At 65.1% G+C, this 25,933-nt stretch carries 25 protein-coding genes; 9 read left to right on the forward strand and 16 right to left on the reverse strand.

Annotation, left to right across the window (positions count from 1 at the left end):
• The first annotated feature begins 67 nt into the window (after positions 1-67).
• The 6 genes from H7F16_RS13315 to H7F16_RS13340 are packed head-to-tail and all read left to right on the forward strand — an operon-like array spanning position 68 to position 5,215.
• On the forward strand, positions 68-1,171 hold the full coding sequence (locus tag H7F16_RS13315; RefSeq protein WP_185798087.1) for an ATP-binding cassette domain-containing protein: 1,104 nt from the start codon (positions 68-70) through the stop codon (positions 1,169-1,171).
• A gap of 4 nt (positions 1,172-1,175) precedes the next feature.
• Positions 1,176-2,522, forward strand: a complete 1,347-nt coding sequence (locus H7F16_RS13320) for an amidase (RefSeq protein ID WP_185798088.1) — start codon at positions 1,176-1,178, stop codon at positions 2,520-2,522.
• 46 nt (positions 2,523-2,568) lie between these two features.
• On the forward strand, positions 2,569-3,471 hold the full coding sequence (locus tag H7F16_RS13325) for a polysaccharide deacetylase family protein (protein ID WP_185798089.1): 903 nt from the start codon (positions 2,569-2,571) through the stop codon (positions 3,469-3,471).
• Positions 3,472-3,520: 49 nt separating this feature from the next.
• Positions 3,521-3,814, forward strand: coding sequence for a hypothetical protein (locus H7F16_RS13330; RefSeq protein ID WP_185798090.1), 294 nt, complete (start codon positions 3,521-3,523; stop codon positions 3,812-3,814).
• Entirely contained in the window at positions 3,804-4,775 is a 972-nt protein-coding gene (locus H7F16_RS13335; protein ID WP_185798091.1) for a CobW family GTP-binding protein, read from the forward strand. Before H7F16_RS13330 ends, H7F16_RS13335 begins: the two co-directional genes overlap by 11 nt.
• Positions 4,772-5,215: a GNAT family N-acetyltransferase gene (locus H7F16_RS13340; protein WP_185798092.1), complete on the forward strand. Its 444-nt coding sequence runs from the start codon at positions 4,772-4,774 to the stop codon at positions 5,213-5,215. Before H7F16_RS13335 ends, H7F16_RS13340 begins: the two co-directional genes overlap by 4 nt.
• On the opposite strand, the gene H7F16_RS13345 is transcribed toward H7F16_RS13340, so the two are convergent.
• The 5 genes from H7F16_RS13345 to H7F16_RS13365 all read right to left on the reverse strand — a co-directional run bounded on the left by H7F16_RS13345 (position 5,212) and on the right by H7F16_RS13365 (position 11,251).
• Positions 5,212-5,877, reverse strand: coding sequence for a nuclear transport factor 2 family protein (locus tag H7F16_RS13345; RefSeq protein ID WP_185798093.1), 666 nt, complete (start codon positions 5,875-5,877; stop codon positions 5,212-5,214). The genes H7F16_RS13340 and H7F16_RS13345 overlap by 4 nt on opposite strands.
• 9 nt (positions 5,878-5,886) lie before the next feature.
• Positions 5,887-6,405, reverse strand: coding sequence for a GNAT family N-acetyltransferase (locus tag H7F16_RS13350; protein ID WP_185798094.1), 519 nt, complete (start codon positions 6,403-6,405; stop codon positions 5,887-5,889).
• Between the two features lie 162 nt (positions 6,406-6,567).
• Positions 6,568-8,349, reverse strand: a complete 1,782-nt coding sequence (locus H7F16_RS13355; RefSeq protein ID WP_185798095.1) for a hydantoinase B/oxoprolinase family protein — start codon at positions 8,347-8,349, stop codon at positions 6,568-6,570.
• A 12-nt stretch (positions 8,350-8,361) separates the two neighbouring features.
• Positions 8,362-10,440 (reverse strand): hydantoinase/oxoprolinase family protein, encoded by a 2,079-nt coding sequence (locus H7F16_RS13360; RefSeq protein ID WP_185798096.1) that lies wholly within the window; start codon positions 10,438-10,440, stop codon positions 8,362-8,364.
• A gap of 88 nt (positions 10,441-10,528) precedes the next feature.
• Entirely contained in the window at positions 10,529-11,251 is a 723-nt protein-coding gene (locus tag H7F16_RS13365) for an isochorismatase family protein (RefSeq protein WP_185798097.1), read from the reverse strand.
• A gap of 186 nt (positions 11,252-11,437) precedes the next feature.
• On the opposite strand from H7F16_RS13365, the gene H7F16_RS13370 reads away from it, so the two are divergent.
• Positions 11,438-12,334 carry a LysR family transcriptional regulator gene (locus tag H7F16_RS13370; RefSeq protein WP_185798098.1) on the forward strand — a complete coding sequence of 299 codons (897 nt, stop codon included), beginning with the start codon at positions 11,438-11,440 and terminating at the stop codon, positions 12,332-12,334.
• Between the two features lie 30 nt (positions 12,335-12,364).
• Here the strand turns inward: H7F16_RS13370 and H7F16_RS13375 are convergent, their stop codons facing one another.
• From H7F16_RS13375 to H7F16_RS13410, 8 genes are read right to left on the reverse strand one after another with little or no spacing between them, the layout of a single operon-like run.
• The gene (locus H7F16_RS13375) at positions 12,365-12,766 is read right to left on the reverse strand and encodes a c-type cytochrome (RefSeq protein WP_185798099.1); all 402 of its coding nucleotides are present in this window, start codon (positions 12,764-12,766) and stop codon (positions 12,365-12,367) included.
• Positions 12,767-12,777: 11 nt separating this feature from the next.
• On the reverse strand, positions 12,778-13,686 hold the full coding sequence (locus H7F16_RS13380) for an FAD:protein FMN transferase (protein WP_185798100.1): 909 nt from the start codon (positions 13,684-13,686) through the stop codon (positions 12,778-12,780).
• A gap of 4 nt (positions 13,687-13,690) precedes the next feature.
• Positions 13,691-14,257, reverse strand: coding sequence for a nitrous oxide reductase accessory protein NosL (locus H7F16_RS13385; RefSeq protein WP_185798101.1), 567 nt, complete (start codon positions 14,255-14,257; stop codon positions 13,691-13,693).
• Complete coding sequence (locus H7F16_RS13390; RefSeq protein WP_185798102.1) at positions 14,254-15,081, reverse strand: ABC transporter permease; 828 nt, start codon at positions 15,079-15,081, stop codon at positions 14,254-14,256. Before H7F16_RS13390 ends, H7F16_RS13385 begins: the two co-directional genes overlap by 4 nt.
• Positions 15,078-15,974, reverse strand: a complete 897-nt coding sequence (locus tag H7F16_RS13395; protein WP_185798103.1) for an ABC transporter ATP-binding protein — start codon at positions 15,972-15,974, stop codon at positions 15,078-15,080. Before H7F16_RS13395 ends, H7F16_RS13390 begins: the two co-directional genes overlap by 4 nt.
• Positions 15,940-17,265 (reverse strand): nitrous oxide reductase family maturation protein NosD, encoded by a 1,326-nt coding sequence (locus tag H7F16_RS13400; RefSeq protein ID WP_185798104.1) that lies wholly within the window; start codon positions 17,263-17,265, stop codon positions 15,940-15,942. The genes H7F16_RS13395 and H7F16_RS13400 overlap by 35 nt, the downstream gene beginning before the upstream one ends.
• Positions 17,266-17,267: 2 nt before the next feature.
• Positions 17,268-19,220 carry a TAT-dependent nitrous-oxide reductase gene (nosZ, locus tag H7F16_RS13405; protein ID WP_185798105.1) on the reverse strand — a complete coding sequence of 651 codons (1,953 nt, stop codon included), beginning with the start codon at positions 19,218-19,220 and terminating at the stop codon, positions 17,268-17,270.
• 11 nt (positions 19,221-19,231) lie between these two features.
• Complete coding sequence (locus H7F16_RS13410; protein ID WP_185798106.1) at positions 19,232-21,412, reverse strand: NosR/NirI family protein; 2,181 nt, start codon at positions 21,410-21,412, stop codon at positions 19,232-19,234.
• A gap of 333 nt (positions 21,413-21,745) precedes the next feature.
• On the opposite strand from H7F16_RS13410, the gene H7F16_RS13415 reads away from it, so the two are divergent.
• A complete protein-coding gene (locus H7F16_RS13415) occupies positions 21,746-22,444 on the forward strand; it encodes a helix-turn-helix domain-containing protein (RefSeq protein ID WP_185798107.1) in 699 nt (232 codons plus the stop codon).
• Here H7F16_RS13415 and H7F16_RS13420 read toward each other — a convergent pair.
• On the reverse strand, positions 22,441-23,157 hold the full coding sequence (locus H7F16_RS13420; RefSeq protein ID WP_185798108.1) for a DUF1194 domain-containing protein: 717 nt from the start codon (positions 23,155-23,157) through the stop codon (positions 22,441-22,443). The two genes, H7F16_RS13415 and H7F16_RS13420, sit on opposite strands and share 4 nt — an antisense overlap.
• Positions 23,154-23,360, reverse strand: a complete 207-nt coding sequence (locus tag H7F16_RS13425; RefSeq protein WP_185798109.1) for a hypothetical protein — start codon at positions 23,358-23,360, stop codon at positions 23,154-23,156. Before H7F16_RS13425 ends, H7F16_RS13420 begins: the two co-directional genes overlap by 4 nt.
• Positions 23,361-23,731: 371 nt before the next feature.
• Between H7F16_RS13425 and H7F16_RS13430 the strand changes: the two genes are divergently transcribed.
• Positions 23,732-25,651, forward strand: coding sequence for a BTAD domain-containing putative transcriptional regulator (locus H7F16_RS13430; RefSeq protein WP_185798110.1), 1,920 nt, complete (start codon positions 23,732-23,734; stop codon positions 25,649-25,651).
• 4 nt (positions 25,652-25,655) lie between these two features.
• Here H7F16_RS13430 and H7F16_RS13435 read toward each other — a convergent pair.
• Positions 25,656-25,933: ABC transporter permease (locus tag H7F16_RS13435; RefSeq protein WP_185798111.1), on the reverse strand; the 278-nt coding region annotated here is incomplete at its 5' end.

Genomic DNA, 25,933 nt, shown 5'->3' on the forward strand with positions numbered 1-25,933 from the left:
ACGCCTGAAACCTGCGGCCGGGGCAGTTCGCTCCGGCCGCACCCAAACGACAACCGGGGACTTTCCAGTGGCCTACGACCTGCAGCTTTCGCATATCGGCAAGGTTTACGACAACGGCACGCCTGCCGTGATCGACTTCAACCTTGACGTGGACAAGGGCGAGTTCATCGCCTTCCTCGGCCCGTCGGGTTGCGGCAAGACCACGACGCTGCGGATGATCGCGGGGTTCGAATCCATCACGTCGGGTGACCTGCTGATCCGTGGCAGCCGGGTCAACGACCTGCAGCCGGAAAAGCGCCCGACCTCGATGATCTTCCAGAATTACGCGCTGTTCCCGCATATGACGGTGCGCCAGAACGTGATGTTCGGCCTAGAGGTCAAGCAACTGCCCGTGGCCGAGGCCAACCGCAAGGTGGACCGCATCCTTGACAAGCTGGGCCTGACCGAAGTGGCGAACGTGCGCCCGACGCGGCTTTCGGGCGGGCAGCGGCAGCGGATCGCGCTGGCGCGGTCGCTGGTGGTGGAACCCGATATCCTGCTGCTCGACGAACCGCTCGGCGCGCTTGACGCGAACCTGCGCAAGTCGATCCAGAACGAATTGAAGCTGCTGCAACGTGATCTTGGCATCACCTTTGTCTTTGTGACGCACGCCCAGTCGGAAGCGCTCGCGCTGTCGGACCGGATCGTGGTGATGAACGCCGGTCGCGTGGAACAGATCAGCCCCCCGCGCGAGCTTTACACCCGCCCGCAAAGCATCTTCGTCGCCCGTTTCATCGGCGCGAACACCCTGATTTCCGGCAAGGTCCGCAATGTCGAGGGCGGGGCCGTCAGCCTTGATACACCGTTCGGCGCGCTGGTGGCCGAACCGCCCGCGGCCTCGATCACCACGGGGGCTTCGGCGTCCATCGTGTTGCCTGCGGAAGCGATGCACGTTCTGCCCGGATCGATGTCAGAGGCCGAGGTGCGGGCCAAGCACGGCAGCAACGTCGTGCCGTGCCAGATCACCCGTTTGCAGCTTGTCGGCCATATCCTGCAGATCGGGATGACCCTTCCCAGCGGCGAGAGCGTCTCGCTTGAAGGGCATGCCGACAAGTATCGTGACAGCCTTCAGGCCGGCACGGCGGGTTTTGTTGCGTGGAATCCGGCGGATACCACGCTGATCGCGCAGTAAGACCATGGCAGAGACCGCAAAGGCACTGGCCGACGATCTGCGCAGCGGGCGCAAGGATCCGCTGGATCTGGTGGCCGAGGTATACGACCGCATCGACGCGCATGGCGACGCCGCCCTTTTCATCCGGCTGACGCGCGACCGCGCCGAGGCCGAGGCGCGTGCCGCCCGCGAAAGGCTGCGCGCGGGAAACCCTGCGAGCCTGCTCGATGGTGTGCCGCTGGCGTGGAAGGATCTGTTCGACCTGAAAGGCACGGTCACGACCGCAGGGTCAGCCGTGCTGCGCGGGGCGCCGCCTGCCGCCGCCGATGCCGCCCTTGTGCGGGCGGGGATGCGGGCGGGTCTGGTGACGGTGGGGGCCGTCAACATGACCGAATTCGCCTATTCGGGCATCGGGTTGAACCCGCATCACGGCACGCCGCGCAATCCGCGCGATGCCAAGGTCGCGCGTTCGCCGGGGGGGTCGTCCTCGGGCAGCGGGGCGGTGGTGGCGGCGGGGATCGTGCCCCTGTCCATCGGCACCGATACGGGCGGGTCGATCCGCATTCCCGCCGCCTTCAACGGGGTGGTGGGATACAAGACCTCGACCGGCCATCACCCGATGGGCGGGGTTTTCCCGCTGTCGCCCACGCTTGATACGCTGGGGCCGCTTGCCAATACGGTCGAGGATTGCGTTCTGGTCGATGCCGCCCTGCGCGGTCTGGCAGCGCCGCAGGTGCGGGCGGCCGATGTCGCCGCGCTCGATCTCGCGGTTCCCGATGCGGTGATGTTCGATGACCTCGACCCCGCCGTTGCCGAAGCCTTCGATGCCACCGTGGCGCGGCTTGCCGCCAAGGGGGCGCGGGTCCGCCGCATCGCCCTGCCGGAACTGCGCGAGACGGTCGCGGCGATGGGGCGCTATGGCCCGCTTGCATCGGCCGAGGCGATGGATATCCACTGGGACCGCCTGCACGGCCCCGACGAGGCGCTGATGGATGCCCGTGTCGTGCGCCGTATCCGCATGGGCGAGAAGATGACGGCGGTCGACCTGATCCGCCTGCATGCCGAACGCGCCCGCCTGATCGCCACCGTCAACGACCGGCTTGGCGACGCGCTTCTGATCTGCCCGACCACCCCCAGCGTGGCCATGCCCATCGGCCCGCTCGAGGCGGATGTCGAGGTGTTCTTCCACCACAACTTCCGCACGCTCAGGCATACGGCCATCGGCAATTTCCTTGACTGGTGCGGTCTGTCGATCCCGAACGGGGCCGACGCCGCGGGCATGCCCACGGGTCTGATGATCTGCGCCCGCCACGGCCGCGATGCGGCATTGCTGGCGGCGGGTCTGGCGCTTGAAACGACGATCCGCGGCTAGGGCCGCGTACGGAAAAACGACGACTTCTCAACAGGAGGAAAGACTGATGGCGAAAAAGATCATGTGTGCCTTCGGCACCGACATCGACTCGGTGGCGGGCTGGATCGGGTCTTACGGCGGGGGCGACAGCCCGTCCGACATCCAGCGCGGCATCTTTGCGACCGAAGTGGGCGTGCCGCGCTTGCTGCGGTTGTTCAAGAAATACGACCTCAAGACCTCGTTCTTCATTCCGGGCCACAGCCTTGAAACCTTCCCCAAGGAAATGGAGATGATTGTCAAGGACGGTCACGAAGTGGGCGCGCATGGCTACCTGCACGAAAACCCCATCGCCATGACCCCGACGCAGGAAGAGGACGTTCTGGTCAAGTCGATCGAGCTGATCAAGGGCCTGACCGGCAAGGCACCGCGCGGCTATGTGGCCCCGTGGTGGGAAATGTCGAACTCGACCGCCGCGCTGCTGCTCAAGCATGGCTTCACCTATGACCACAGCCAGGGCTACCGCGACTTCCAGCCCTTCTACGCCAAGGTCGGCGACAGCTGGAACACCATCGACTATTCCAAGTCGGCCAAGGACTGGATGCACCCGCTGAAGCATGGCACGGAAATCGACCTCGTCGATATCGCGGCCAACTGGTATGTCGACGACCTTCCGCCCATGATGTTCATGAAGAAGGCCCCGAACAGCCACGGTTTCGTCAATCCGCGCGATATCGAGGAAATGTGGCGCGACCAGTTCGACTGGGTCTACCGCGAGATGGATTACGCGGTGTTTGCCTTTACCATCCACCCCGATGTGGCGGGCCGTCCGCAGGTTCTGCTGATGCTGGAACGCCTGATCGAATACATCTCGAAGCATTCGGGCGTGGAATGGGCCCCCTTCGAGGATATCGCCAACGACTTCCGCAAGCGCTATCCTTTCGCCGGCGGCAAGCGCCCCGAAGTGATCTGATCCCGAACGGGGGGCGGCAGCGCCCCCCGTTTTCCTGACGGAGGCCCCCATGTGCAACGCCTGCGGCAACCCCGCCGCCCCCGGCCACTGGACCGAGGCCGGAGCCGCCACCCCCGGCGACCGGCTGCGCGCGCGGTTCCATCGGGCAAAGGTGCTGGACGATATTTTGCGCCCCTACGGGCTTATGGCGCATGACGGCGGCGTCGTGCCGGGCATCCAGCTTGGCACGATGGCAGGGGCGAGCAGCATCGTCCACAACCTCTCGGAAGTCTGGGCCGAGGCCGAGCGTCTGCACGGCGCGCCCATCGACCCGCTTGATCCGCGGTATCTGGATGACCTCTGACACGCGCCTGCGGCTGACGCTTCTGGGCGGCTATCTCGGCTCGGGCAAGACCACATGGTTGCGGCACCAGTTGCATGTCGGGGCGTTCGGGCCGCGCGTGCATGTGGTGGTGAACGAGGCCGCCGAAACCCCCGTCGATGATGCCCTGCTGGCCGGTGCCGAAGGGATGACCCTGCTTGCGGGCGGCTGTTGCTGCTGCGCGGGGCGGGCCGAGCTGATCGCCGCACTGCGCCGCCTGTGCGATGCCCGCAGCCGGATTTCGGCCGAGGAGGCGCGGCTGGAACGGATCGTGCTTGAAACCAGCGGTCTGGCCGATCCGGGGGCCATCGTTGCCGCCATTCAGGATGACCCCGTTCTGGTCAACCACATCGTGGTCGAGGAAACCGTGGTCGCGGTCGATGCGCTGCACGCGCTGGCGCAACTGGCGACCGAGCCTTTGGGGCGGCGTCAGGTGGGGGCGGCGGACCGGATGGTGCTGACCAAGACCGACGCCTGCGCGCCGGACGCGCTTGCCACCCTGCGCGCGACGCTTGCGGGGCTGAACGGCCATGCCACGCTATCCGCCGCCGTTCTGGGGGTCGAGGCCGTACTTGCGCCGCTGCCCGCCGGCGCAAGGCCCGCCGTATTGCCCGAACTTGCCGGAGAGGACGCGCGCGGACCCATCGCGCCCACGCAGCTTGCCTTGCCCGACGATCTTGACTGGTCGGCCTTTACCCTGTGGCTTTCGGCGCTGCTGCATGCGCGGGGCGACGATCTGGTGCGGGTCAAGGGCGTCTTGCGGACCCCTGCGGGCCGGTTGCTGCTGCAAACCGTGCGCAAGGTGGTGCAATCGCCGGAAATCCTGCCCGAACAGGGCGAAAGCCGCAGCGACAACGTGATCGTCTTTATCGGTCGCGGCTATCGGCCCGAAGATCTTGGCCGTTCGATGCGGCGTTTCCTTTCACCGACGAGGACGACATGACCACAATCCGCCCCCTGCGCCCCGAGGACCGTGCCGACTGGGCGCGGCTTTGGACCGGCTATCTGGAGTATTACAAGACCACCGTGCCGCAGGCGGTCTATGACAGCACCTTTGCCCGCCTGACCGGCGATGATCCGCAGGACTTCACCTGCCTGATCGCCGAGGTCGATGGCCGCCCCGTGGGCTTGGTGCATTACCTGTTTCACCGCCATTGCTGGAAGGTCGAGAACGTCTGCTACCTGCAAGACCTGTATGCCGACCCTTCGGTGCGGGGCCAGGGTGTCGGGCGGGCGCTGATCGAGGCGGTCTATGCCGCCGCCGATGCCAACGGCACCCCCGCCGTCTATTGGCTGACGCAGGATTTCAACACCGAGGCGCGCAAGCTTTACGACCGTATCGCGCAGGTGACGCCCTTCATCCGCTACAACCGCAAGCTCTAGCTGCGGTTCTTGCGGTAGCTGTCTTTCAGCGCGATCAGATCGCCCGCAAAGCGGAAGATGTCGCAGCCCTGCACATCGACCTCTTTGCCGGTCTTGTCGGTGCCGGTGAAGCGCCATTCCGACAGGCCGGTGTCGCCCGCGACATGGTGGCTGTCGGCGGTCCATGCGGCTTTGGGAAAGGTCTCGAACATCGCGGCGTATGAGGCGCGGACGGCCTCGCGCCCGATGAAGCGGCGGCCTTCGGCTTCGGGTCCGGCCGAGGCGTGGAAGGCGCAGTCGTCGGCCATGCAGGCCATCAGCGCATCGACATCGCGGGCGTTCCATGCCGCCATGAAGCGCACCAGCGTATCGCGGCGGCGGTGGGCGGTGGCATCCGCAACGGTTTCGATTTCAAGAAAGGCGAGAGGGGCCGCCCCCGCGTTGGTGACGTTGTGATGCACCCCCTCGCGCCGCGAATAGGGGACGCCTTGGGTCAATGTGGCGGTAAAGGGCGCGCCGTCGGGCACGTCGAGGCCCAGCGTGCCATCGGTCAGCGGGACGATGACGTAATCATGCCCGTGGACATGCCAGCCCGTTTCCGCCCCCGCCGCAAAGCGCCATTCGGTGACCTTGAAGCGGTCGTCGTCGATATGGGTGACGCTGGTTGCCTGTGCTTTGGTCATGTCTCTTCCTCAGGGTGCGGGGTGACGCCAGATCTGCATCGGGCCAAGGCGGGTATGGTCGAACATGCCCTCGAAGCCGCAGCCCAGCCTTTCGGCCAGCCGGATCGAGCGGGTGTTGGCGGGGTCGATCATGCTGACAGCCGTGGTCCAGCCCAGCGTGCCATAGGCATGGTCGCGGGCCGCAAGGGCGGCTTCCTGCGCGACGCCGCGCCCTTCGGCATGGTGCATCATGACCCAGCCGACCTCTGGCCCGTACCAGCCTTCGGGATACCACAGCCCGACATGGCCGCAGAACTGGCCCGTCGCCTTTTCCTCGACCGCCCAGAATCCATAGCCGCGCAAGGCCCAGTGGCCCAGATGCGTCGCAAGCCCGCGCCATGCCATTTCGCGCGTGAGCGGGCCGCCGATGAAATGCGACCGTTCGGTCGCGTAAAAGGCGGCGAAGTCCTCGAAATCCGACTGGCGGTATTCGCGCATCAGCAGGCGCGCGGTTTCCAGCCGTGGAATGGTGACGGTATAGGCGGACATGGGGCAGCCCCGTGCTGGGTTCGCCCACAGGCTAGCGGGCCGTGGCGGGGGGCGGAAGTGCCTTTGCGCGCAAGCTGATATGCGGGCATGAAAAAGGCCGGCCATGGGAGCGGCCGGCCAGTCTGAGCGGCGCGGGGAGGCGCCGCAGGGGTCAATCGGCGGTCAGGTCCTGCGCAACGCTTGCCGCAGCTTTTCGGTTGCCGCCATATCGACGGTTTCGCTGTCGAGGTTGACGGCAACGCCGTAGACCGTGCGGGCGTGGTCGACGCTGCAAAACCCGTCCAGCACATCTTCCAGCACCTTGACGGGCGGGCGGTTCAGCGGGTCGCCATAGCCGCCGCCGTTGGGGCTGTAATAGGTCATCACGTCATTGGCCGCGACCGACAGGCCCGAGAACTTGGAATACATCTCGCGTTCTTCGCCGGGACGGTCGGGGCTGGTGATGGTGCAGCGCCCCACCGCCCCGTCATGCCCGCCAAAGATGCCCCAGGGCGCGTCGTGGTGGCGTTCGGATTCGTGCGTGATGAAAGCGGGCGTCAGCACGCGCTGCGATTTGACCACGCCGATCCCGCCACGGAATTCGCCCGCGCCGGGGGGCATGTCGTCGCGCAATTCATAGCGGTCGCAGATCATCGGGATATGCATCGCAAGATCTTCGAGCGGGTTGTTGCGCGTGTTGGCCATCAGGTTGTCGATGCTGTCCGGCCCGTCCGAGCGCGGGCGTCCGCCATATGCGCCCTCGTTCACTTCCAGAAATACCCAGTAATCGCCCGAAGGCCGCAGCCCCGAATAGGCCGCGAAGCTGATCGAGGCGGAAGAACCCGCAATCACGCGGTCGGGCATGACGGGGGCAAGGGCACGGATGATCAGGTCGATCATCCGGTTGCACTGGGTAAAGCGCGCTTCGGCCGAGGCGGGCGCGCGCGGGTTGAAGATCGAGCCCAAGGGCGCCGTCACCTTGATCGGGCGGAAAGACCCTTCGTTCGACGGCACGCGCAGGTCCGACGTGGCGGCGTCGAGCAGGAGTTTGCGGAAACCCGCATAGGCCGCAACCTTGGTCGAGCCTTCGAAGGGCACGTTATAGGCCGTGGGCGTCTGGTCGGCCGAACCTGTCAGATCGACCTCGACCTCGTCCCCGCGGACGCGGATGGTGACCTTGACCTTCAGCCGCTGGTCACGGTTGCGGCCATCGTCGTCCAGCCAGCCCTCGGCGGTGTAATCGCCATCGGGAATTTCGCTGATGCGCTGGCGGGTCATGCGCTCGGCATAGTCCATCAGCTGGTCGGCTGCGGCGAAAACCATGTCTTCGCCGTATTTTTCCAGAAGCTCGACGAAGCGTTTCGCCCCCAGCCGGGCCGAGGCGACCTGCGCCTCGATGTCCATCACCAACTGCCCCGCCGCGCGGCTGTTGCGGCGGATGTAGTTCCACATCGCGTTGTTGGGCTGGCCCTTGCGGTAAAGCTTGGTTCCGGCAAAGAGCATGCCTTCGGCAAAGACGTCTGGCACGTCGATGATAAGCCCCGGCGTCGCCGCGCCGATGTCGACATGGTGGGCGGTGTTTCCGGCAAAGCCGACAAGCCGCCCCTGATAGAAGACCGGCACGACGATGGCGAGGTCGGGCGTATGGCTTGATCCGTAATAGGGGTGGTTGTGAACCACCACGTCGCCTTCATACCACTCGCCGTCTTCCAGCGTCTGGTCGATTCCGCGCAGATAGGCGGGGATCGAGCCGATGTGCATCGGGGTGGATTCCGACTCGCACAGGGTGTTGAAGTTCACGTCGAACAGGCCCGCGCCAAGGTCCTGGCTTTCGCGGATGATCGAAGAAAAGGACATGCGGTAAAGCACGTGGCCCATCTCTTCGGCGATGGTCTCGAAACTGCCGCGGATCACTTGCAGCGTGATCGGATCGACGGTGACGGCGGTCGGGGAAATCAGGTTCATCTGTCGTCCTCCTTATGCGCCGATGGCACGGATGCGGGTGTTGCCGTAGTCGAGCGTTTCGGCCACGTAGCCGGGCGGAACCAGCGTCGTCGCGTTGTGCTGGTGCAGCAGGGCAGGGCCGGGCACGCGGTCGCCTGCATAAAGTTTGGTGCGGTCGTAGCGCGGGGTTTCCAGCGTGCGGCCATCGTCAAAGGTGGTCGGGCGCACGAACATCAGCGCGCGGTCGATGCTTGACCCGTCGGTCTTGGCAATCGTCGGAATCTCGATCCGCCGGACCGAGGCCGAGCCGATGACGCGCAGGGTGATCAATTCCACCTCGGCGTCGCGGTAGCTGTAGCCATAGTCTTGCTGGTGCTGGTCGTGGAAACTGTCGGCGATGGTTTTCACATTGGCCGCCGTGACCTCTCCTTCGGGCATGTCGGCGCGCAGTTCGAACCCCTGGCCGTGGTAGCGGCATTCGGCAAGGACCGTCAGGCGCTGCTGGTCGCGCGGGATGCCGTCGCTGTCGAGTTCTTCGGCCACACGCGCGCGCAGCACCGAGACGGCGGCGTTGATGCGGGCGAATTCGGCAGGCCCTGCCTTGTTCAATTCAACGATCACCGCTTCGGTATGTTCGTATTGCAGATCGGTTTTCAGCAGTCCGACGGCAGCGGTGATGCCGGGTGCCACGGGCACGATCACATCGCGGCAGGACATCGCCTCGGCCAGTGCCACGCCGTGCAGGGGGCCCGCGCCGCCAAAGGGCATGATCGAGAACTCGCGCGGGTCGACGCCGCGCGCGACCGAGTTCGAGCGGATCGCCAGGGCCATGTTGTTGTTGATGATCTTGATGATGCCAAGCGCGGCTTGCTTGACCGTCATGCCCAGCGGGCGGGCGATCTTTTCTTCGATGGCCTTGTGGGACAGGCTGGCGTCGAGTTTCAGGTCGCCGCCAAGCGCCATGTCGGGGTCAAGGCGTCCCAGCACGATCTGCGCGTCGGTCACGGTGGGTTCCACCCCGCCGCGCCCGTAGCAGGCCGGCCCCGGCTCGGAACCCGCCGAGCGGGGTCCGACATGGAAGGCACCCGCCTCGTCGATGAAGGCGACCGATCCGCCGCCCGCGCCGATGGTGACAAGATCGATCATCGGCGTCAGCACCGGATGGCCCGACACATAGGTGTCGCGCGGGTTCATGATCTTCACCTCGCCCGCCGGAATGGTGGAAATGTCGGCCGAGGTGCCGCCGATGTCGACGGTGATGATGTTGGCCACACCCGCCATGCCGCCTTCGGACGCGCCGCCGATGACACCGCCCGCAGGGCCGGACATCAGGATACGGATCGGCCGCTTGGCACAGGCTTCGACGGTCGAGACGCCGCCATTCGATTGCATGATGCGCAGTTTCGACATCACGCCCGCCTCGCGCAGGCGGGCGTCGAGGTCGCGCAGGTAGAAGGCGGTCTTCGGGCCGACGTAGCAGTTCATCGCGGCGGTCGAGAAACGCTCGTATTCGCGCATCACATTGGCCACTTCCGAGGAAAGCGTGACATAGGCGTCGGGCATTTCCTCGAGCACGATTTCCTTGGCGCGGCGTTCATGCGTGTCGTTCAGGAAGGCGAACATGAAACCGATCACGACCGAGTTGATGCCGCGTTTGCGGAACACGGCGCAGGCATCGCGCACGGCCTGTTCGTCGAGCGGGGTTTCGATCTGGCCCGTGGGGGGAAGGATGCGTTCGCGCACCGCAATGCGGTTGCGGCGCTTGACGAGCGGTTGGCTTTGCCACGGCACGTCGAAATGCAGCGAGAAATTATAGGGCCGCTTGTGGCGGCCGATGTGCAGGATGTCGCGGAACCCTTCGGTCGTGATCATCCCGCATTCCGAACCGTTGTGTTCGATGGTGATGTTGGTCGCCGTGGTGGTGCCGTGGACGATCACGTCCACCTCGGCCGGATCGATGCCCGCCATGGTGCAGATGCCCTGCACGCCTTGGACGACCCCGATGGACTGGTTCTTCAGCGTGGTGGGAACCTTGTGGTAAAAGACCCCCTTGGTGCATTCGAGGACGAGATCGGTGTTCGTCCCCCCGACGTCGACGCCAATTCTGGCCATGATCTCTCTCCTGCTGTGGCTGGCTTCCGCCTCTGGCGGGCGGTGATCGGCCAGACCCGCCGCATGCGGGTCTGGCGCTTTGGTCAGGTCACTCGGCGGCGATCTTCTTCGCGGCAAGGCCGTTGACGTAGTTCACGCAGGTCTCGACCGTTTCGACGTCGCCGAACTTGGCGTCGATGTCGAAGAGGTTCCACGCCACGGCACCAGGGACGCGGTCGCCGATGGCTTCTTTCACCGCGATGGGGCGGAAACCGTCGGCAAGGCCGTCACAGATGGTCTGGCGCACGCAGGCGCAGGCGGTGACGCCGGTCACGAGGATGGTGTCCACGTTGTTGGCGCGCAGGATGCCGGCCAGTTCCGTGCCGTGGAAGGCCGAGGCGCGTTTCTTCAGCAGCGTGTATTCGCCCTCGATCGGGGCGATGCGGCTGTCGATGGCCCAGAGGTCCTTGTCCTTCAGGTTCACGACATCGACGGGGATCTTGTTGTGCCACAGGCCCATGTCGGTGAAATCGGCGTTGCGGTCGGTGATTTCATAGGCGGTGGTCACGTGGATCACCGGCAGATGCGCGGCGCGGAAGGCTTTCAGCAGCGCCTGCATGCCGGGGATGATCTCGTTGTCCATCTTCTCCTGATCGCAGGTGAAGGGGTTGCCGGGGCGGGTCCAGGCGTTGGCAAGGTCGACGCTGACCAGCGCGGGGCGCTTGCCAAAGCCGACGCGGCGCTGGAAGCCACGGGCTTGGTAAAGTTTGCTTGCCGTGTCGAAGGCGGCTTGCAGCAGGCGGTCCAGTTCCTTGGTGTCGACGTCGCTCATGGCGTATTCTCCTGTCGTTGATGCGGCGGGCGCCATGCCCGGCCTTGCGATGCGAGCCTGTGTCTTTCCCTGTATGTGTTGGGAAATGCCGCTCTGTCGGGGATGATCGCGAAAGGACGGCTTGCTGTGAAATGGCATATGGGCAAATATTGATGCATCAGGCGCATCAGTGGGGGCGGGCGGCGCATGCGGGAACTGGCGGGGCTTGATACGGTGCAATCCTTTCTTGTGCTGGCCGAGGAGCTGAACTTCCGCCGCAGCGCCGAACGGCTGCATCTGGACCAGTCGGCCCTGACGCGGCGGATCCAGAAGCTTGAACATCTGCTGGGCTTCCGCCTGCTCGAGCGGTCCACGCGCGAGGTGTCGTTGACGCAGGCGGGCCGCAGTTTCTACGAGGACAACGCCCATCTGATGCGCCGCTACGAAGAGTCGGTGCAGGCCGCCCGCCGTATCGCCGAGGGCAAGGCGGGGCAGTTGCGGGTGGCCTATATGGCCTTTGCCGCGACCGAGTTGATGCCCGCCGCCGTGGCCCGTTTCCGGCAGGTGCATCCGCATGTGGACATGCGGCTGAGCTATATCCGCACGCAGGGACAAAAGATCGCGCTGGCCAATGACGAGATCGACCTTGGCTATATGATCGGCCCCTTCGACCACCCCGATTACCATTCGGTCCCGCTGTCGTCAGAGCCGCTTTACGTGGTGACGCCGCGCAGCCATCCGCTGCTTTTGCAGCCCAACATCACCCCGCAGGACCTGATCGGGCAGGACATGATTCTGGGCGACATGCGCGAATGGGACGAATACCGCTGGCGGCTGAACGACCTGTTCAGCGCCGAAGGGGTGGCGTTGAAAGTGACGCTCGAGGCGTCGAACACGCTTGCGCTGATCGGTCTGGTGGCGGCGGGTCTGGGGGTGACCATCTATCCCGAAAGCCTGATCGGATTTCTGGGCCGCACGGTCGAGGTGCGCCAGATCATGCACCCCGCATTCCGCAACCGGACCATTCTGGTCTGGAAGCGGTCGAACCGGTCAAATCAGGTGCGGGCCTTCGTCGAGATCGCCAAGCACATCGGCCCGAGATAGGGGCGCGGGGATCGCCCGCGCCCGCTTGCATCACTTCAGCGTCGCAAGATAGGCGGCCATATCCTCGGCCCCTTTTGACAGCTTGAAGGTCATCTTCGCCTTGGCCGCCGCGTCGCCCGTCTGTTCCTTGAGCCATGCTGTCGGGTCGGTGATATAGGCGGTCAGCAGGGCCTCGTCCCAGACAAGGCCCTTGGCTCCGACGGCCTTGATCGATTCGCCATAGGCGAAGTCGGTCGAGGCGACGGCGCGGCCCAGAACGCCGAACAGGTTGGGCGCGGTCTTGCCGCCCTTTTGCACGGCGGTGCCATCGGGGGCGATGGCCGAATGGCAGGCGCGGCATTTCTTGAAATCCGCCTCGCCCTTGGCGGCGTCACCGGCATGGGCGGGCAGGGTTGCAAGCGCAAGAAGCGCCGCAGTCAGCAGGGGTTTCATGGATCATCCTTTCAGACGGGAAGGGCGGCTTCGAGCCGCGTTTGCGGAAAACGGGTAAGGGCGGCTTCGATCGCGGCACGGGCCGGCATCAGGCAGGCGGCGGTCGACAGCGCATCGGCCAGACCCGCCGAAGGCGCGGAAACCGAGATGGCCTGCCAGACAGCGGGGGCGGGTTCGCCCGTGGCGGGGTTCAGGATATGGCCGACCTTGCCCGCCGCGTCGAACACCGTGCCCAGCGGGGCCGATGTGGCGAGCGCACGGTTCGCAAGGCCGAGCTTGCGGCCTTCGGGGACCAGCGTGACAGGCCAGTCTCCGCCCTGCGGCCGGCCGCCAAGCGCGCGCAATTCGCCCGTGTCGATCAGGATGTCGGTCAGCCCCTCGGCGGTCAGCAGGGCGGCCACGCGGTCGGCGATGTAGCCTTGGGCGATGCCGTTCAGTGTCAGCGCCATGCCGGGGCGCAGGGTGATGGCGGTTTCGTCCAGCGTCACCCCGTCCCAGCCCGTCAGCGCCAGCGCGGCTTGGCGTTCGGCGCCGGTCAGCCCGCGCCCCGCGACGGCGGCGGTGGCATGGGCCTGCCACAGGCGCTGCACGGTCGGGTCGAACAGCCCGCCCGTGGCCCCATGCACGCTGCCGGACAGCGACAGGCATTCGAGCAATTCGAAGGGGGGCGCGTCAAGACGCCCCTCCGCGTTCAGAAGGCCAAGCGACGAGCCTGCGCGATACAGGCTGAACACATCCTCGAGCCGGTCGATTTCGGCCGCCATGCGGGCGGTGATTTCGGCGGCATCGGGATGGGTCAGGCGGATCGTGGCGCGCGCGCCGAGGGCCGAGCCGTGCCAGACATAGGGTGTAGCGCGGGTCGTGGCGCCCGTCGCCATCGCGGCGGCGGCGATCATCAGGAAGCGGCGGCGGGTCGTCATGGCGTCAGCCCCCCGTGTGGTGGTGCGACAGGGCTTTCAGCCGTGTCTGGTAGTCTTCATCCTCGGCCAGCGTCGCCTCGGGTTCGTCGGGGGCGATCACGGCGCTGTCGGGCACATCGGCCAAGGTCACCACCTTGCCGCCGTTGGTGGCGGCAAAGGCTGCGGCCTTGGCGGGGTCGGAGAACGGCACCAGTTCCGGCGCGCCCATGCCGCCCATCCGCGACGAGCCGATGACGTAGAACGCGGTCTGTGCGTCGATCCAGTTTTCCGCGCCGGGATCGTCCCATGTGGCTCCGGTTGCCCCCATGTCATTGACCCAGATGGCAAGGATGCGGTGCGTCTGTTCCGGCATCCGCGCATAGGCGATGGTGTCGCGGATCTGGGCAAAGAACAGGGGCGCTTGCGGCAGACCCTCAAGATGCACCTGCCCTTTGGGACCGGAATGTTCGGTCACGTTCATCTGGCAGTAATGGTCGATGGCATCGGCGGTCAGCGCCACCGGATCGACGGCCTGTGCCGCTTCCTCGCGGCAGGCGCCAAGAAGGAGGGCGAGGAGGAGAAGCTTTTTCATGGTGTGACCTTGCGGAAGGCGGTGACGGCAAAGCCCAGTGCGACGACGGGCCAGAGGAAGATCGAAAGCGCCGATTGCCAGACGGGAATGGTCGCCGCGGCCCCGCCCACGCCCGAGGCGGCGGCAGCGGCCTGCGACGAGCCGAGGTTGTAGAGACGGAAGGCATCGGCAGGATTGGCGAGCAGCAGCTTGGGGAAAAGTTCGGTCGAAAAGGCGCCCCCGTCATCGGCGACGACCCCTGCAAGCAGGCCAAGATCATACAGAACGACCAGCCCAAGCCACAGCCCGACGGCAAGCCCCGCAGCACCCGAGGGGCGGCGGCTCAGGGCCGAAAGCGCATAGCCCGCGCCCAGAAAGGTTGCCCCCAGAAGGACCGAGGTCCATGTCAGCCGCCACAGCGCCGACAGGCCCTGCACCGCTTCGGGATCGGTGGCCATCGCCGCGGCGGCGGCCGATCCGTAGCCCGCGGCCACCGCGATCGCCAGCACGCCCAGATGCGCGACCAGCTTGCCCGTCAGCACCTCGGCCCGCGAGACGGGATAGGTCAGCAGCAAGGAAAGCGTGCCGCGCTCCACCTCTCCGGCCACGGCGTCAAAGGACATGAGCAGCGCCACCAGCGGCACAAGGTAGACGGCAAGCGAGGTGAGCGAGGCCACCGTCACCGAAAGGCGGTCGACGCCCGAGGCCCCGCTCGGCGCGGCTCCGGCGGCGGAAAGGACCAGCGAGAACACCACCATCAGCGCGACGGCGATGGCAACCCAGCGGTTGCGCAGCGCGATGCGGAATTCGGTGCTTGCGGTGGCAAGGATGCGGCGCGGCGTCATTGACCGTCCCTTTTGCTGTAGTGGCTGTAGATGTCTTCAAGGCTGGGCGGCACGATTTCCACATCGGCCAGTTTGGGCCGCAGGTCGGTGATGCGGGCCAGAAGCGCCAGCTTCTCTTCGGGGCGGCAGGTCAGCCGCAATTCGCCCTGCACGAAGATCGACCCCGGCAGGGCTGCGGCGATGTCGGCGGCATAGCCGTTGATCGCCGTGACATGCACCGATACCGGCAGGTCGGCGGCCGTGCGCAAGGCGGCAAGGCTGCCTGTCGCGACCATCCGCCCCTTGGACAGGATCAGGATACGGTCGGTCCGCGCCTCGACCTCGGTCAGGGCGTGCGACGACAGCAGGATCGACGCCCCGGTCGCCGCCAATTCGTCGAGCAGCGCGTAGAAATCGCGCCGCGACACGGGGTCGAGGCCGGAAGTCGGCTCGTCCAGCACCAGAAGGCGGGGGTGGCCGATCAGCGCCTGCGCCAGCCCGACGCGCTGGCGCATCCCCTTCGAATAGGTGCCGATCCGGCGCTTGGCGGCATGGCCAAGGCCCACGCGATCCAGCAGCGCGGGCGCAAGACCGGCACTTTCCCCGCGCAGGCGCAGGTAATGGCCCAACTGTTCAAGCCCGGTCAGCGCGGGGTGAAAGGCCACGTTCTCGGGCAGATAGGCGACATGCGCGCGCGCCTGCGCCGAACCGGGGGCCGCGCCGCAGATCTCGATCTCGCCCGAGGTGGCGGGGATGAGGCCAAGGATGATCTTCATCATCGTCGACTTGCCGGCCCCGTTATGGCCCAGAAGCGCCACGCGCTCGCCCGCGGCGATGCGGAAGGACACCTCGGTCAGGGCCGCGACGCCATCGAAGCGCTTATTGAGTTTCGAGATCGTCAGAGTCGGTGTCATAGATGTTTCCTTGCGGCCAGCGACCTTTGGTTTCGGCCTCGTAGCCTGCGATGTCGGACGGGACGGCGATCTCGGGCGGTGCCATCAGCGGAAAGCTGTCGACCACCCCGCCCGGAAGCGTTGCGGGAAAGCTGGATTGGCTCCAGCGGATCAGCTGTACGGCGGGCGCGCCGATCAGCAGCGCGGCGGCGGGTTGCGACCAGAGGATCTGGTCCATCATGTCATTGGGGCGGAATACGCCATCGGCGATGCCGTCGCCGTTCAGGTCAAAGGCCGGATGGTCGGACCAGTAGTTGCCACGGCCCTCGTGGCTCCATTCCATTTGGCGGGTGCCAACGTATTTCACCTGCATCCGGTTGCCGACGAAGGCGTTGCCCGTCAGCACGTTGCGTTCCGATCCGGCGGTAAAGTGGATGCCGATGCCACAGCCCTGAAAGCGGTTGTCGAAGATCAGGTTCTTGTGGGCGTTGTAGATGAAAAGGCATTTCTTCTGCCCCCCGCGCACAAGGTTGCCGGACACATCGGCGCTGGTGGCGTAGTTCAGCATCAGCCCGTGGTCGCGGTCGTTCAGGGACATGTTGTCCTTCACCACCACGCGGTCCGAAAACATGATCGCAAAGCCGAGGTGGTTGCCGATCGACACGTTGCCGCTGACCGTCGAGTCGTTGGTGTACATGTAGTGGACGGCAAAGCGCAGGTCGCGGAACAGGTTGTCCCTGTAGGTTCCCTTGCGCGAGGCGTTGGAGAAGATGCCGTCGCGCCCGTAGCGGATGGAATTGCCTTCGACCAGCGCGCCGGGCGCGTTCCAGACGTAGATGCCGTTGCCGCGTTCGATCATGTGCAGGTTCTGGCGGCCGATGATGGTGTTGCCGCGCACCACGGCGTCATGGCCGCCGTGAATGTCGATGCCATGCATGTTGCCCGTCAGGGTGTTGGCCTCGACCAGCGCGCGGTCGGCCCCTTTGACGATCTTTACCCCGGCGTCGAGGTTCTGGTTCTGCGACCCCGATCCGGTGACGGTCAGCCCGCGCAGGATCACATCGTCGGCGGTGATGGTGACAACCGTTCCCTTGCCCTGCCCGTCGATGACGGCGGTTGCGGGACCTTGCAGCGTAAGGGAACGGTCGATGGTGACGGGGCCAAGATAGGCCCCGGCAGTCAGCCGCAGCACATCGCCGGGGGACGCTCCGGCGATGGCTGCGGCCAGCGTGCCTGCCCCCGGCGCGACATCGCGTTCCGCCGCCAGAAGCGGCGTTGCGAGCAGCGTCAGGATCAGGGGCAGGACGCGCATGGTCAGGCGGCCTTCGGTTCGACGAACATGCGGCCGCGCATTTCCATGTGCAGGGCGTGGCAGAACCACTGGCAGTAGTACCAGTAGACGCCCGCCGCCGCCGCGACGAAGGTGACCGACGAGGTTGCCTGCGGCCCGATCTCCATCGCGACGCCGTGGTTGCCCATGGTGAAGCCGTGGGTCAGGTCGTCGATGTCGTCGAGGTTGGTCACGATCACCGTCACCTCGTCGCCTTCCTTCACGGTGAAGGATTCGAGCGCGTAGTTGGGCGCTTGCGACGACATGTAGACGCGCACCTTTGTCGGGTCGTCCTTGTCGCGGATGACGGTATCCTGCCAGTCGTCAAGGTTGATGCCATCGGCCTCGGCCTGCTTGCGGGTTTCGGCCCACATCGCGTCCTGACGGTCCCAGACCGATTTGATGTTCGTCAGCTTCGAGGCATGGACGGCAATCGCGTCATGCGGTTCGGCAAAGTTCGGGCCATCGTGCAAGACCTTCATCTTGTCGCCCGAAATGTCGATGAGCTGGTCGTTCTCGGGTTTCAGCGGGCCTACGTTCAGGAACCGGTCCTTGCTGAATTTGCACAGGCAGACCAGCCATTTGCCATCGGCCTCCAGCGTCTCGCCCATCGAGGTTTTCAGGTGGCCGGGCTGGTATTGCACATCGACCTTGTCAAGGATCGGATCGACCTTTTCGCCGTTATAGGCGGCAATGGCCTTTTCAAGGTTCCACTTCACCACCTGGCTGTCGAGGAAGAGCGAGGTAAAGACGTTGCCCTGCCCGTCAAAGGCATTGTGCAGCGGCCCGAGGCCCAGTTCCGGTTCCGCCACCACGACCGAACGCGGATCGGCATCGGTGTCGAAGATGGTTTCCAGCTTGGTCACGTCGATCACCGTGACCGTGGGCGACAGCTTGCCGCCGATGCAAAGGTGCTTCTTGTCGGGGGCCATGTTGCAGCCGTGGGGGTTGTTCGCCACGGGGATGTAACGGGTGTATTTCTTGTTCTGGCCCTTGCGCCCGTCGATCACCTTGACGCCGTTGACCTCTTGGAAGTCGCCCGCCGCGATGCCCTTTTCGATCTCGGCGATGTTGAAGACGACCACATGGTCCATCTCTGATGCTGTCATATCGGCAAGGTTCATCCCCATTTCCGAGTTGTAGCTGGTCGAGAAGGCCCATTTGCCTTCGTAATCGGCATCGGTGTTGTCGAGGTTGCCCGAGACCAGCACCTGCCATGCCACGTCCCACTTGTCGGCGTCGACGGCGGTAAAGACGTTCACATAGGTCGACACGTCCTGCATCGTGGTGCCGTCATTGACGAGCGGGGCTTCATCCTCGCCGTTGCAGAAGACGTAGTTGGTGCGCGGCCATTTCTGCGGGCGCATGCCGTGGATGCCCTTGGCGTTCGGGATTTCGAGGATGGCATCGCATTTCATCACATCGCCGCGCACGCGGGCGACGCGGGTGTTGGCCTTGTCGTTCATGAACAGGAAGCGACCGTCGTATTTGCCTTCGGTCATCGACATATGCACGTGGTGCAGGTCGCCGTTGTCATGCACCTTCTTGCCGTTGGCGGCGAGCAGCTTCTTGGTCTTTTCGGTCATGGTCCGCTGGTGGATGCGGATGGATTCGTTGGTCGACCCCCAGCCCGTGGCCGAGCAGCGGTTGAACACCGGAACGCGCATCAATTCGCGCATCGACGGGATGCCGAGAATCCGCATCTCGCCCGTCTGGCCCGAGGACCAGAAGCCGTAATATTCGTCGAGCATCCCGGGGTTCACCTCGAACCCGCCTTCGGCGGCGGCGGCGCGGCTGGCCGCGGCAAGCCCCGCGAGGCCGGCTGTGCCCGACCCAAGCGCCAGACGTCCGCCGAGGGTGCCGGCAAGGGCTGCCCCGCCGGCGGTCGCGCCGAGCAGGCTGCGCCGCGAGATTCCGGTCTTGTTTTCCTCTGACATGATGTGTCCTTTCAGTTGGAAACAGGTTTTGCGTTGGGATGGTTGCGCGGGATCGGCTTCAGGTCGGGGACCCCCGCCGTCTCGCGCCGTTTGAGTTTCTTGATGACCACGGGGCAGGTGGTCTTGGACTGGTACAGAACCTGGCAGTGCAGGCAGTCGATGCATTCGTTGGGGTTGATCTCGCCCGTGGGGTGGATCGCCTGGACGGGGCATTGATGCGCGCAGGTCTGACAGGGGTTGCCGCATTCGTGGTAGCGCTTGAGCCAGTCGAACATGCGCAGGCGGGCAGGGATCGCCAGCGCCGCACCCAGCGGGCAGAGGTAGCGGCAGTAGAAGCGTTCGACGAACAGCCCCGCCATCAACAGGCCCACCACATAGACGACAAAGGGCCATGCGCGGACGAATTTCAGGATGATCGCGGTTTTGAAGGGTTCGACCTCGGCCAGATGTTCGGCCTGCTCGATGCTCATCAGGCTTGCGCCGAAGAGGCCAAGGAAGATCATGTATTTCACCGGCCACAGCCGTTCATGCAGGCCCCAGGGCAGGGTCCATTGCGGAACGTGCAGCGCGCGGGCGATGCGGTTGGTCAGTTCCTGCAACGCGCCAAAGGGGCAAAGCCAGCCGCAATAGGCCCCGCGCCCCCAGAACAGCAGCGCGGCGGCCAGCGCGAACCACAGGATGAAGGTCAGCGGATCAAGCAGAAACGCCTGCCACGAAAAGCCCGACACCAGCGCGCCGAACAGCGCCATCAGGTTCACGACCGACAGTTGCGCATTGGCGTACCAGCCAAGGAACACCAGCGTCACGGTCAGGTAAGACATGCGGAACCAGAAGAAGGCGCGCTCGTTCCGCGTGGCGAAACCCTGAAAGAAGAACACCCCGGTCAGCACCAGCAGCATCGCCGCCAAGACGCCGATTTCCAGCTTGGACCCGAGCCAGATCTTCTTCCAAAGGTCGGATTGGGCCGAGGTTTCCTCACGCGCTGCGACGGCTTCGGCGGGGGTTGCCCCGATCGGGGCGGCTTGCGGCACGGGACGCAGGTATTGCGCCGGAAGCTGGTAGCCAAGGTCGAAGGTGGTGAACAGCTTCTCGACCGGCCCCACCGCCCGCTGCACCAGAAGCTGGATGCGGAAGGGCTTGGCAGGGTCAAAGCCGGTGTCGGCCGGAATCTTGAAGATATCGGCTTCGGCGAAGTCGGGCGCATCGGGGGTGGCCACGGCGACCAGACGGCGGTGCATCTTGTCGCGGAAGCGGACCGAGACATCGTCCTGTATCAGCACGATCCGATCAAAGATGCCGCCGCGCACATAGCCCGAGCCTTTGAAGCTGTAGATCCCGCGCCCGACGATGACGATCGCCTGATCGCCCTTTTGCAGCCAGCCTTGCAGGTTGGCGTTTTCCTCGTCGCCAAGCACCGCCTTGCCGATGGCCGGAACCGAGACGAGGGCGGTCTGCATCTCGACAAAGGTGGTTTCGGGCGGTTCGGGTTGCGGGCGTTCGGCGGCGCGTTTGTCTTCCAGCGCCGCAAAGGCGGCGTTGACCTGCCCCACATCCAGCGACAGGCGGCGAAGTGTGCCGTCGCCCTCCATCTGGGTCCAGCTTGCGGGGGCGGCAGTGTCGGGGTTGATCTCGAAGGCCGGGCCCGTCGATGCCGCTTCGGGCTTCAACCCGCCAAGGCCAAGGGCGCGCGCGACTTTCAGCCCCGAGCGCACGATGGAATCGTCGATCACCATCACGGTGACGGTGGCCCCCGAGATGATGTCGACATCATGCGACGATCCGCCCGACGCGGCCTCGGCCACCAGATCGAGGCCGACATAGCCCGCCACCATCGCCTTGACCTTGGCATCGGGGATGCCGATCAGCACGATGGGTTCGGAATGCTTGACCAGCTTTACCCCGATCACGCGGGCCGCATCGTCGATGGCGACCATCGTGTGGATCGGCTTGCCGGAATAGCCCGTGGTGCCCACGAAATCCGAGGTGACGAAGGCCCAGCCGATCTGGCTGCCCGCCTTCAGCACCGGAGCCGCCGCAATATCCTCGCGGATCGCGCCGAAGCCGTCGGCCCCCTGCACCAGTTCCGACGCCGGAACCGAGGGCAGCAGCTTTTGCAGGAAGCTCTCGGCCCGCGCGGGCAGGGCCGCAAGAAGAAGGATCGAGAGGAGGGCAAGCAGTCTGGCGGGAGACATTGATCAAAATCCGTTTGGCGCGCTTTGCAGATCGCATGCGCTTAGAGAGGTTACCTTGATTTCGATCAATTATCGTATGACATCTGCACCTTTGGGTTGAGCGGTGGCGGATGTGTTAGGTAAATGTCTGTATATAAACAATTAAATATTAAGACGGCATTAAATATAAATCAAAATGGTAAATATATGCGTCAGTTGAAGGATTTAATCCCTGCTTCAGTGTCATATAATTGATAAATATCAATCAAATAAGCAGCGTGATTTTGTTGGCAGAACGATTGACATTTATCAATTCATACGGCAATGTCCGGCAGGCCCTGAAAGGATTCGCCCGTGCGTCCCAGCGATCTGCCCGAGATCCGGCATCTGCCACTGTTCCGCGACATGCTCCAGTCGAACTTCGAGCAATTGTTGCAGGGCGCTTATGCGCAGAACTTCCCCGCCGGGGTCGAGCTGATCCGTCAGGGCGACCCTGCCGATTTCCTGCATATCGTCATCGAAGGCGCGGTCGAGCTTTTCGCCGAATGGGGCGAGGGCGCCTGCACGATGGCCATCGTCCAGCCGATCGGCACCTTCATCCTTGCCGCCTGCATCAAGGATGCGCCCTACCTCATGTCGGCGCGCACGCTGGAAAAATCGCGTATCATCATGGTGCCCGCGCCCGACCTGCGCGCGGTGTTCCGGCGCGATCCGGAATTTGCGGTATCGACGATCACGGAACTTGCCGGATGCTACCGCGCCGTGGTGCGCCATGCCAAAGGGCTGAAGCTGCGCAACTCGCGCGAAAGGGTGGCGGCCTATATGGTCAAGCACCTGCGCCGCGCGGCCCCGCATATGGCTTTTGGCTTGCCGGTCGAAAAGCGGGTGATCGCATCCTATCTGGGGATGACGCCCGAAAACCTGTCGCGCACCTTGCGGCAACTCGAAGCCGACGGTCTGCGCGTATCTGGCACCCATGTGACCGTGACCGACTACGACAGGCTTGCCGCCGTGGCGCGGCCCGACCCGTTGCTTGACGGGCCGGACCCCTAGCCGCGGCCCCTGTCGGGCCGGGGCGCGGGCAGGGCCGACATCAATTCGCGCATCAGCTTTTGCGTCATCGCCTGACCAAAGGTTTCCAGCCCTTCGACATGCAGGACAAAGGCGTCCGGCCCAAGGATCAGGTTGTCGCGGTAATAGTCCGGCAACCCCTCGTCCTCGCTGGTGATGGCCAAGGCGTTGATCGTCACGCCCTGATGTTCTGCCCGTGCCCGCGCGGCGGGAAGCGAGATCACCGAAGCGCGCCGCGGCTCGACCGAGGCCCGCCCGTCGCCGGACAGGTCGATTACCCGCCGATAGGAGCAATGGCCCGGAAGGTCGAACATCGCCAAGGCGGCACCGATGCCCGTGCCGATATGCGTATCGCCCGAAATCTCGCGCGGCAGCTCGAGCATCGCCTTTGCGAAAGCGGTCAGGTCGTCGGCCGAGGTAATGCGATGCCAGCTCACCACCTGCGGCTTGTAGGAACTGTCGCCCCAGAAAACCGCCGCCACCTCGACGGTCCCCGCATCGGCAAAGGCAAGGGTGACGGGCTGCGCGGTCAGGGCTGCGAAATAGCCCTGACGCTGAAGCTCGAATTCCACGGCGTCGATGCTGCCCGACGCGTCGATGGCAAGCACCAGACCGACATCGGCGCAATCGGCGGCGGCGGAACGCGGGGTCAGGGCAGCAAGGGCCAGAAGGGCAGCAGCAAGCCGCAGCGTCATGCCAGACCCCAGCCCTGACCCAAGACAAGGGCCGCAAGCAGACCCATCCCGACAAGGGCCACGACCAGCCTGCGATGCGACTGGCGCGGGCGCGACACCGGCGGTCCGGCGGCGGCGCGTCGGGCTTCCTCGAACTCGGCAAATTCGGGGTTCAGATGGCCGATCCGCGGTGCAAAGCGGATGGAGCGGGGGTTCGAAACCAATTCCAATGTGCGCAAAATAGCCTCCCAATCGCCCGCGCTTGCAGGCACGCCGGATGATGCCGACGGGGAAACAGTGCCACCCGCTGCGTGAGAAGACCGCTCGGCTGACGCTGCGGAAAGCGGCGGTGCGCGCCATGACGGCGCGGACAGCGCGTTATTTTTCCGTCAAATCACCGCAATCGCCCTTGGCCGGCTGCAACCGTGCCGCGCAAAGCGCTTTGGGAATTTACATCAGGGTTGACAGACGGGGACGGTGGATCAACCATCTTAAGATTAGTTGCCGACCCCTTTTCTACCGACATTTTCTACCTGACATAAGGACGACGCCGATTAAGGACGACTCCTCGCATCATCTTTGCCATCTGCGCACTTTGGGTGAGTGGGCGCTTCTGGATGCGCATGGCCAGCCGCTGCCGCGTCTTGGGCGCAAGGCCTTTGCGCTTCTGGTCTATCTGTCGCTGGCAAACGGGGGGCGTGCCACGCGCGACCGGCTGGCCGACCTGCTCTGGCCCGACCGCGATACGGGGCAGGCGCGGTCGTCATTGCGCCAGACGCTTTCGGTGATCCGCGCCACCCTCGGCGATCTTGGCCTGCAGCTTTTCGATTGCGACCGCGAATTCATCGCCCTGACCCCCGGCCTGCTTGCGAGCGACGCGCGCGAGGTGCTGGGCCATACCGCCACAGCGACCGACCCCGCGCGGGTCGATGCGCTTTATGGCGGGCCGTTCCTCGACGGGTTCTTCTCGGGCAGTCAGGTGTTCGAGGACTGGGCCGCCGCCTTGCGCGAAAAGATCGACGCGCAGGTGGTGCAGGCCCTGCACGCATTGGTCCGTGGCCTGCCGCCCGACCGGGGTTTGCAGCTTTTTCCACGGCTTCTTGCGATAGATCCGCTGCGCGAGTCGAGCTATCAGCTTGGCATGGAGTTGCACGCCGCCTTGCGGCAGCGCGACCGCGCCTTGCGGGTCTACGAAAGCTGCAAGGTGATGCTGGCGCAGGAATACGGCGTCACCCCCAGCCCCGAAACCGAACGCATCCGCCGCCGCGTGCTTGACGGTCTGCCCGTCGAGCCGCAGGGGGCCACGCCTTCGCCGGTGGGTGCCGGAAACGGAGCCGGGCAGGGAGCCGGGCAGGGCAAACCCGTGGTGCGGGTGATGCGTTTCGCCAACCTCTCGGCCGATCCGGGCCAAGACCGCTTTCTGCACGGGTTGCACGATGCCATCGTGATCGAACTATGCCACATGCGCGAGGTGACGGCGGTCCGCATGCCCGAAAGCGGCGCGCCGCTGCCCTATGCCGATTACATCCTGACCGGCAGCCTGATCGAGCAGGGCGGCAAGGTCGAGGTGATCGTCCGCCTCGTGAATGCCGAAACCGGGCAGGATATCTCGGGCGAGCGGTTTCGCGGCACGACGGGGGCGCTGCTTGACCTGTTGCGCGATGTCAGCCAGTCGGTCGCGCTCTCGACGCGGTTCGAGGTGCTGCAGGCGGGCTGGAATTTGCAAGACCTGCTGCCCGTCGATGACCACCCCGTGCGGCTGCGCGTGCTGCGCGCGCATTCGCGCTATTACGAATTGACCGCAAGCTCGCTGCAAGACGCCATCCGCCTGTGCGAAGAGGCGCTCGAAATCGCGCCATCAAGCCTGCGTGCGCAGCGGATGCTGTCACTGGCGATATCCGGCAGCCTCGTGCAGGGGGTGATCGGGCGCACGGCGGAAAACGTGATGCGTGCGGTCGAACTGGCCCGCCGCGTGGCGCGCGCCGCCCCCGAGGATGTCTTTACCCGCTGCGTTCTGGCATGGGCGCTGGGCAATGCCGGCAAGCACGAAGCCGCCGTCGAGGAGCTGCGCTACGCCATCCGCCTGAACCCGCTTTACCCCACGCTGCATTCCGATCTGGCCGAGCATTACGCCCTGCTCGGATATGCCAGCGAGGCCATCGCCGAATGCGCCGAGGCGATCCGGCTGACTGCCGATGATGTCGTCAGCTTCTGGCGCTACCATTCCATCGCCGTGGCGCAGTTCGCCGCCGGAAACTATGCCGAGGCGCTGGAAAATGCCCGCCGCGTCATGCGCGAGAAACCGGGCCTGCTGCGCGGCGCGCTGGTCCGTGCCGCCGCCGCCGCAGCGCTTGGCCTGAAGGACGAGGCCGCGCAGACCGTCGCCGACATTCTGCGCGAGCGGCCCGATCTGCGCCTTGCCACGGTCTCGCCCGCCTTCATGCCGCGCTATGTGCAGGACCCGCATCACAGCGTTTTCCTCGACATGTTGGCCAAGGCCGGTTTGCCCGCCTGACCGCTCAACTCGGTGTCACGCCTCTGAGTTTTTCGCTTCGTCTTCTGAGGATTTCGACGGTTGCGAGGAGGAGTGTCGAGATGATGACGAGGATTGTCGCGACGGCGAGGATTGCGGGGCTGATGGCTTCGCGGATGCCGTTCCACATCTGTCGGGGGATGGTCTGCTGTTCGGGTCCTGCGATGAAGAGGACGGCGACGACCTCGTCGAAGGATGTGACGAAGGCGAAGAGCGCGCCCGAGACGACGCCGGGGGTGATCAGCGGCAGCACCACCTTGAAGA

Source organism: Paragemmobacter straminiformis (genome assembly GCF_014243445.1).
In the GTDB taxonomy this organism is placed as follows: Bacteria; Pseudomonadota; Alphaproteobacteria; order Rhodobacterales; family Rhodobacteraceae; genus Paragemmobacter; species Paragemmobacter straminiformis.